The 6,275-nt window shown below is 61.1% G+C and carries 6 protein-coding genes; 3 read left to right on the top strand and 3 right to left on the bottom strand.

The window, feature by feature from the left end; all coding sequences use genetic code 11:
* Nucleotides 1-237: general stress protein (locus tag BKP54_RS33320; protein ID WP_348626785.1), on the bottom strand; the 237-nt coding region annotated here is incomplete at its 3' end.
* A gap of 44 nt (nucleotides 238-281) precedes the next feature.
* The gene (locus BKP54_RS33315) at nucleotides 282-596 is read right to left on the bottom strand and encodes a PepSY domain-containing protein (RefSeq protein ID WP_025429407.1); all 315 of its coding nucleotides are present in this window, start codon (nucleotides 594-596) and stop codon (nucleotides 282-284) included.
* A 389-nt stretch (nucleotides 597-985) separates the two neighbouring features.
* Between BKP54_RS33315 and BKP54_RS33310 the strand changes: the two genes are divergently transcribed.
* From BKP54_RS33310 to BKP54_RS33300, 3 genes are all read left to right on the top strand, one after another.
* Nucleotides 986-2,167: a low temperature requirement protein A gene (locus BKP54_RS33310; RefSeq protein WP_057222789.1), complete on the top strand. Its 1,182-nt coding sequence runs from the start codon at nucleotides 986-988 to the stop codon at nucleotides 2,165-2,167.
* 104 nt (nucleotides 2,168-2,271) lie between these two features.
* Nucleotides 2,272-3,492 (top strand): FAD-dependent oxidoreductase, encoded by a 1,221-nt coding sequence (locus BKP54_RS33305; protein WP_084815624.1) that lies wholly within the window; start codon nucleotides 2,272-2,274, stop codon nucleotides 3,490-3,492.
* Nucleotides 3,493-3,570: 78 nt separating this feature from the next.
* Entirely contained in the window at nucleotides 3,571-5,505 is a 1,935-nt protein-coding gene (locus BKP54_RS33300; protein ID WP_082523733.1) for an AI-2E family transporter, read from the top strand.
* Nucleotides 5,506-5,918: 413 nt separating this feature from the next.
* On the opposite strand, the gene BKP54_RS33290 is transcribed toward BKP54_RS33300, so the two are convergent.
* Nucleotides 5,919-6,065, bottom strand: a complete 147-nt coding sequence (locus BKP54_RS33290; protein WP_067698903.1) for a DUF1127 domain-containing protein — start codon at nucleotides 6,063-6,065, stop codon at nucleotides 5,919-5,921.
* Between the last annotated feature and the right edge of the window lie 210 nt (nucleotides 6,066-6,275).

Genomic DNA, 6,275 nt, shown 5'->3' with positions numbered 1-6,275 from the left:
GATCGCCATCAGCCCGAGGCCGGTCAGAAGGCCGCTTGCGCCGCCGACCGCAGCACCGAGGCCGGCGCCAGTGCCAGCCCCTTCGGCCGCACCTTCTGTGTCGCTAACCTTGTAACGGCCTTCGGCATTGCTCGCGACCATGCTGACGTCGTCATCGGGAATGCCGGCCGCTTTCAGCGCACGCACGGCCTCGGAAGCCTGCTCATAGGTATCGAAGAGTCCGGAAACAGTTTTCATGTCGATTTTCCTTGAATGGGTCTGCTGAAGTTTCTCGACCAACGTCAGTTGGCGACGATGTTGCCCTGGTAATCGAGCGCGACGGTCACGGGCTTTCCGTCCTTGGTGGCAGAGGCCTGCCAGATGCCCTTGTCGTCCAGCTTCAATCCGGTCACGGATGTGTAGCCGTTCTCCTGAAGTCGTGCGCGCGCCTGCTCTTCGGTGAAGCTGTTGGCGCCCTCGACAGGTGCGGTCGGGTTGGTGGTGTCAGGCGTGGCCACTGCTGGCGTTTCAGCCTCCGGCGAAGGGGTCGGCGTCTGGGCGTAAGCACTAAGCGCGCTTGCGGCCAGAAAAGCTGTCGCGACAATTACTCGTTTCATTGTTGTCTCCTCGATGCGTCATTGAACGATGCTGGGACAACGCGAGTGCTTGGCGATGGTTCCTGCCTCACATCAGAACAAATTGAAAATTGTTCAATCACCTTAACAGGTTACCGGCGCTGCGCACGCTCTCGATCGGGCACGACAAGGCCCGCCGGGATTGATGACAGCGCCAAGCCAAACGCCTCTCGCACAGGAAGGTTCAGTCCGTTGTTTGCAATTGGTGCCGGCAATGCGCAATGGTAGCAACCGCCTATCAGCAGGAGGCACTCGCTGACGCGAGCCGCGTGACGCCTCCTGCTCGTCCCAACAGGAAGCAGCCGTTGTTGAAATTCGCCAGCGCCCTAGTTCCCGTTCGAGTTTCGATCGGAACAGCATCGGCGACCTGAATGGCAAGCAATCATAAAGGGGATTGGATCAGGAAGGCGGATGCCGACCAGACACGGGCGAGTTTTCCCGAACTGTTCTTCGACCTCGTTTTCGTCTTCGCGCTCATTCAGCTCGCCCACAAGCTCGCATCCGATTTCAGTGCCACTGCCGTGATCGAGGCCGTCCTGCTGATCCTGGCGATCTGGTGGGTCTGGATCCACACGACATGGGTGACGAACCTGCTCGATACCGAAAAGGAGCCGGTCCGCCTGCTGCTGTTCGGCCTGATGTTTGCCGGCGTACTTCTGGCGATCGCCCTGCCCGAAGCCTTTGGCGACCAAGGACTGGTTTTTGCGGCGATCTACAGCGGTATGCAGATCTGTCGGTCGGCTTTCACGCTTTATGCCTTTCGCCACGCCGACAGGCGATCGTTCCTGACCTTCCTGCGCATCACGATCTGGATGCTGCTCTCCAGCGCCTTCTGGCTGTCCGGCGGGCTAATGGAGATCGAAGGGCGCCTTCTCCTATGGACGCTCGCCCTCCTTGTCGAATACGCGTCGCCGGCGCTCAGGTACTACGTGCCCTTTCTCGGCAAATCGCCCGACGAGACCTTGGATATATCCGGCGCGCACATGGCGGAACGTTGCGCGCTCTTCGTCATCATCTGCCTCGGTGAGACCATCTTGACCACCGGCCGCAATGCGACGGAGCACATGACGGATGATATGACCTTTGCCGTGTTCTGCAGTGCATTCCTCAGCACCGGCTTCATGTGGTGGATCTATTTCCACCACGGCCAGGAAAGGGCGGCATCCAAAGCCGAAGCGACATCACGGCCGGAGACCCTGGCGCTCAATCTATTCACCTACGGCCACCTGCCTGTCGTCGCCGGCATCATCCTGACGGCAGTCGGGGAGGACTTCAGCTTGTCTCACGCCGAAGAATCGAGCTCGCTGAAGCATGCGCTCGCCATGCTCGGCGGCCCGGCGCTTTTCCTCGGCGGCAACATCTGGATCAAGGCCGTCGCGACCCGCCAGTTCCCGGTCTCGCACATCGCCGGGCTCGTGCTTCTCGCCGTCGCGATCCTCATCGTGCCAATTGCCCCCAACTACATCGTTCAGGCCGCATCGACCGCAGTGCTGTTGATCGTGGCGCTTTGGGAATATCTTGCCCTGCGTCGCCTCGCGGCATCGACCGCCTGAGCAGGCGACTGCCTGAGCCACCCGCCAACCGCAACGGTCGCAATCAACCAGAGGAACTTAATCGGCTCCTGCGCATTCACGAATGCGCAGACCTGGAGGGGCACTTGCATTCACTGACCCGAAAACGGGCACTTCGGAAGTCCGAGCCGCTCTGGGCCGATGCCCCACGCCATGCGGTGAGGACACAAAGGCGGCTCACCACCCATGATGTCGATGTGCTGATCGTCGGCGCTGGAATCAGCGGTGCGCTGATGGCGAATGCTCTGATTGGCCACAATCTGTCAGTGCTGATGGTCGATCGCCGAAAGCCGATAGGCGGCAGCAGCATGGCCAGCACCGCCATGATCCAGCACGAAATCGACGTGCCGCTGCATCGGTTGAACCGCTTGCGCGGAACCGCTGACGCCGCGCGCGTCTGGCAGCGCTCGGCGAAGGCGGTCGAGCATCTCGCATCGCTCGTCGACGCCCTGCAGATCGATTGCCATTTCGAGCGGAAGAACACGCTTTATCTCTCGGGCGCAAGCTATGGTTCGCGCGCACTTCAAGCGGAAGTGAGTGCCCGCGAGGCTGCAAGCCTCGCCGCAACGCTTCTGCCGCAAGACAAACTGCGCGCCAGGTTCGGTATCGACCGTACCGCGGCGATCGAGACGCATGTCTCCGCATCGGCCAATCCGGCCCAGTTGACCGCCGGCTTCCTCCGCCACGCACAGGCAAACGGCGTCCCCATCGTCGAGACGATCGAGATCACCGATATCAGGGAGGTTGAGGGCCGGAATGCCGTTGCGACGTCCGACGGCCGGATCATCCTAGCGACCCATGTGGTCTTCTGCACGGGCTATGAGTTTCTGAAAGCCGTCGCGAACAAGAAACATGCCATAGTCTCGACCTGGGCGATGGCGACCAGACCTCGTCATCCACGGCCGGAATGGCTCGACGACTATCTCGTCTGGGAGGGCGCCGACCCGTATCTCTATTTTCGCTCGACGCCCGACGGCCGCATCCTCGTCGGCGGCGAGGACGAGGAAAGCGACGATGCCTTCGAGGATCCGGCAAAGTTGAAGGGAAAGTCCGACATCCTGCGCGAAAAGCTCTCCGATCTGATCGGGATCAGGATCGGCGAGCCCGACTACCGTTGGGCCGCCGCCTTCGGTGTTACCGCTGAGGGTCTGCCGATGATCGGCCGCGTTCCCGGTATGCGCAACGCCTTCGCAACCATGGGCTATGGCGGCAACGGCATCACCTTCAGCCAAATCGCCGCCGAGATCATTTCGTCGAGCATCCTGGGGCATGCGGACCCGGACGCTTCGCTGTTTCCGTTCGTCTAGCGGTCGGCGTGGAAACAGCGCCGCATTTGCCGGCCGATCATTCGTGATAGCTTCTGATAAATCCTTGGGGAAATAGGCATGGGCAAGGCAATCGATCAAATCCGGGATCTCGGTGCGCCGCCCTCGATGCAGGGCGTGCGCCCGGCCATGCCCACGTCGCTGACGCTTGTAGGCGCCGCGGCCGTGCTTTACCTCGCGCGCGACGTCTTCCTCCCGATCGCCGTCGCGCTGCTCCTGACCTTCGCACTTGCGCCTGTCGTCGCGGCACTGCGCCGGATCGGCCTGCCACGGGCGTTTGCGGTGATCTCTACCGCGTTGATCACCTTTACCTTGATCGGCATTTTCAGTCTCATCGTCGCACTGCAAGTTGCCGAACTTGCGAAGAACCTGCCCGCCTATCAATCCAACATCGTCATGAAGGTGAAGGACCTGAAGGAAGCCGGCTCCGAAAGCGGCATCATCGATCGCATCGGAAACGTGGTCGAACGCATCAACCGCGAAATTGACCGCCCGACCACGGAGACGCCGACCAGCGTCGAAAGCCCGAAAAGAGATCCGCTGCTGGTCGAGATCTATTCTCGCGACAATCCGATCCAGGTTCTCACCAACATCATAGCGCCGCTGGTCGGCCCGGTGGCGATGGCCGGTCTTGTGGTGGTGGTCGTCATCTTCATGCTGCTGGAACGGGAGGATCTGAGGGACCGATTCATCCGTCTCGCCGGTTTCGGCGATCTGCATCGAACCACCGAGGGCCTGCAGGATGCCGGTAAGCGAGTCGGCCATTACCTGCTGATGCAGTTGATCGTGAACACCGCCTATGGCCTGCCTGTCGCCATCGGTCTTTGGTTTATCGGCATACCCAACGCGGTGCTGTGGGGGTTGCTGGCGATCGTCCTGCGCTTCGTGCCCTATATCGGGCCGGTCATCGCCATGGTGCTGCCGCTGTTTCTGTCGGTGGCGGTCGACAGCGGCTGGTCCATGCTGTTGTGGACGGCCAGCCTGTTCGTGGCGATGGAACTGGTGATCAACAATGTGGTCGAGCCGATGCTCTACGGTTCCAAGACCGGTCTGTCGCCGCTGGCGATCATCGTTTCCGCGATTTTCTGGGCCTGGATCTGGGGGCCTGTCGGACTGATACTGTCGACGCCGCTGACGGTCTGTCTCGTTGTTCTCGGCAAACATGTACCGCAATTCGAATTTCTGCAGGTACTTTTCGGCAGCGATCCGGTGCTCGCGCCGCATGCGCGTCTCTATCAGCGGCTTCTGGCCGGCGATCCGGACGAAGCGACCGATCAGGCCGAGGAGATCCTCGAAGAAGAATACCTCGTCGACTACTACGGCGCGGTCGCCATGCCCGCCCTGGCTTTGGCGGAACAGGATCGCGCCCGTGGTGTCATGAGCGACGAGCAGCGGCTGCGCGTGGCTGCAAGCGGCATGTCGCTGGTCTCCAACCTCGAAGACATTGCGATCGAGGAAAGTCAGGACGATGAGGATGAGAAGGCAGACACGGAAGGCGAACCGGCAAGCCAGCCCATTCCGGATGGCGAAGGCATGACCATCCTGTGCGTCGGCGGCCGGGGCGAGATCGACGATGTCTCCGCCGCGATGCTCGCCCAGGTGCTGCGTGCCGAAGGGGCCGCCGCAACGGCGCTGAGTTTTCGCCAGATCGAACCGGCCAATATCCGCAAGCTCCAGACCGAAGCCGTCGACGCGATCGTCGTCTGCTTTCTCAACCGGGATTCGATCAAGCACGCCCGATTTGTCGTCCGCCGCCTCAAGCGGGTCAACATCAGGGCAAGGGTCGGCATCGTCATTTGGGACACTTCTGCCGACCGTGCAGCGGGCCAGCGCAAGGCAGATACAAGTGCGGAGCAAGTGCCAGGCGCCGACTTCGCTGCGTCAGACATGACGACGGCGGCAATTGAGGCGCTGACGAAGCGGCCCTCGGTTCCGCTTGCAGCCCCCAACAAGACCAAGGTTCGGCGACGACTGGTGCCGCAGCAGACACAATGACGTCTTCAGCGCTGCTGGAGCGGGTAGGGCCTATCTACTTGGAGAGGGGGGCAACCCGGTTCCGAAGACTCAGAAGTCCTACATCAGGACGCGGACATTCCCTGCCAAATGGTCTTCGGTCTGGTGACGCCTGCTTTTTCTCAGGCCGACGGCGTCTGCGACGAGGCGTCGTTGATGAAACACGATCTCGGATGGCGCCAAGAAGATCGAATCGGCGAAGGAACTCAGCATGGCCAAGGATGCCATGGCGGCCAATGACATGGAGAAATGCAAGTCGCATATGGACAATGCGGTCAAGGGCAAGGACGCGATGTAACGCGATCAACTCCGTCCAACGATCGGTCAAAACACAAAAAACGCCCGCTCGGATCCGAGCGGGCGCTTCATGAAATCTTTGATGGTCTCAGGCGCGATTAGCGGCCGAAGGCATTGCGGGCAATGCTCGGGATGTCGGCGCGGTCGATGCCGAGGTCACGCAGTTCGCGCGTGGACATGCGGCCCAGTTCGGAGACCGTCTGCCGGTACTTGAGCCAGTTGTTGAAAGAGCGTGCTACGTTCATGATGATCCCCTTTCCGTGGGCTTTCGAAGCCTAGCTGCCAGTCCTTGGCGCTTCGTTCACTTCGATGAGGGATATATAGTCGATCACCCCCGCAGATAGCAGCGCTAAGACTTCACTCCACCCCTGCAAGCCGCGCATGGATCGTTGTGCCCCAGGGAACTGCAGAAGCCGAGCAGTTGAGCCCCCACGAATGGTCAAAGCGAGCGGCTG

The organism is Ensifer sp. 1H6, from assembly GCF_001976035.1.
GTDB lineage: Bacteria > Pseudomonadota > Alphaproteobacteria > Rhizobiales > Rhizobiaceae > Ensifer > Ensifer canadensis.
Note: the sequence above shows the minus strand (reverse complement) of the source record. Positions and strands in the feature narration are given on the sequence as shown.

Bases quoted from the DNA above. Each gene is read 5' to 3' on its own strand.
- BKP54_RS33315 (WP_025429407.1), bottom strand. From the start codon at position 596: ATGAAACGAGTAATTGTCGCGACAGCTTTTCTGGCCGCAAGCGCGCTT.
- BKP54_RS33310 (WP_057222789.1), top strand. From the start codon at position 986: ATGGCAAGCAATCATAAAGGGGATTGGATCAGGAAGGCGGATGCCGAC.
- BKP54_RS33300 (WP_082523733.1), top strand. From the start codon at position 3,571: ATGGGCAAGGCAATCGATCAAATCCGGGATCTCGGTGCGCCGCCCTCG.
- BKP54_RS33290 (WP_067698903.1), bottom strand. From the start codon at position 6,065: ATGAACGTAGCACGCTCTTTCAACAACTGGCTCAAGTACCGGCAGACG.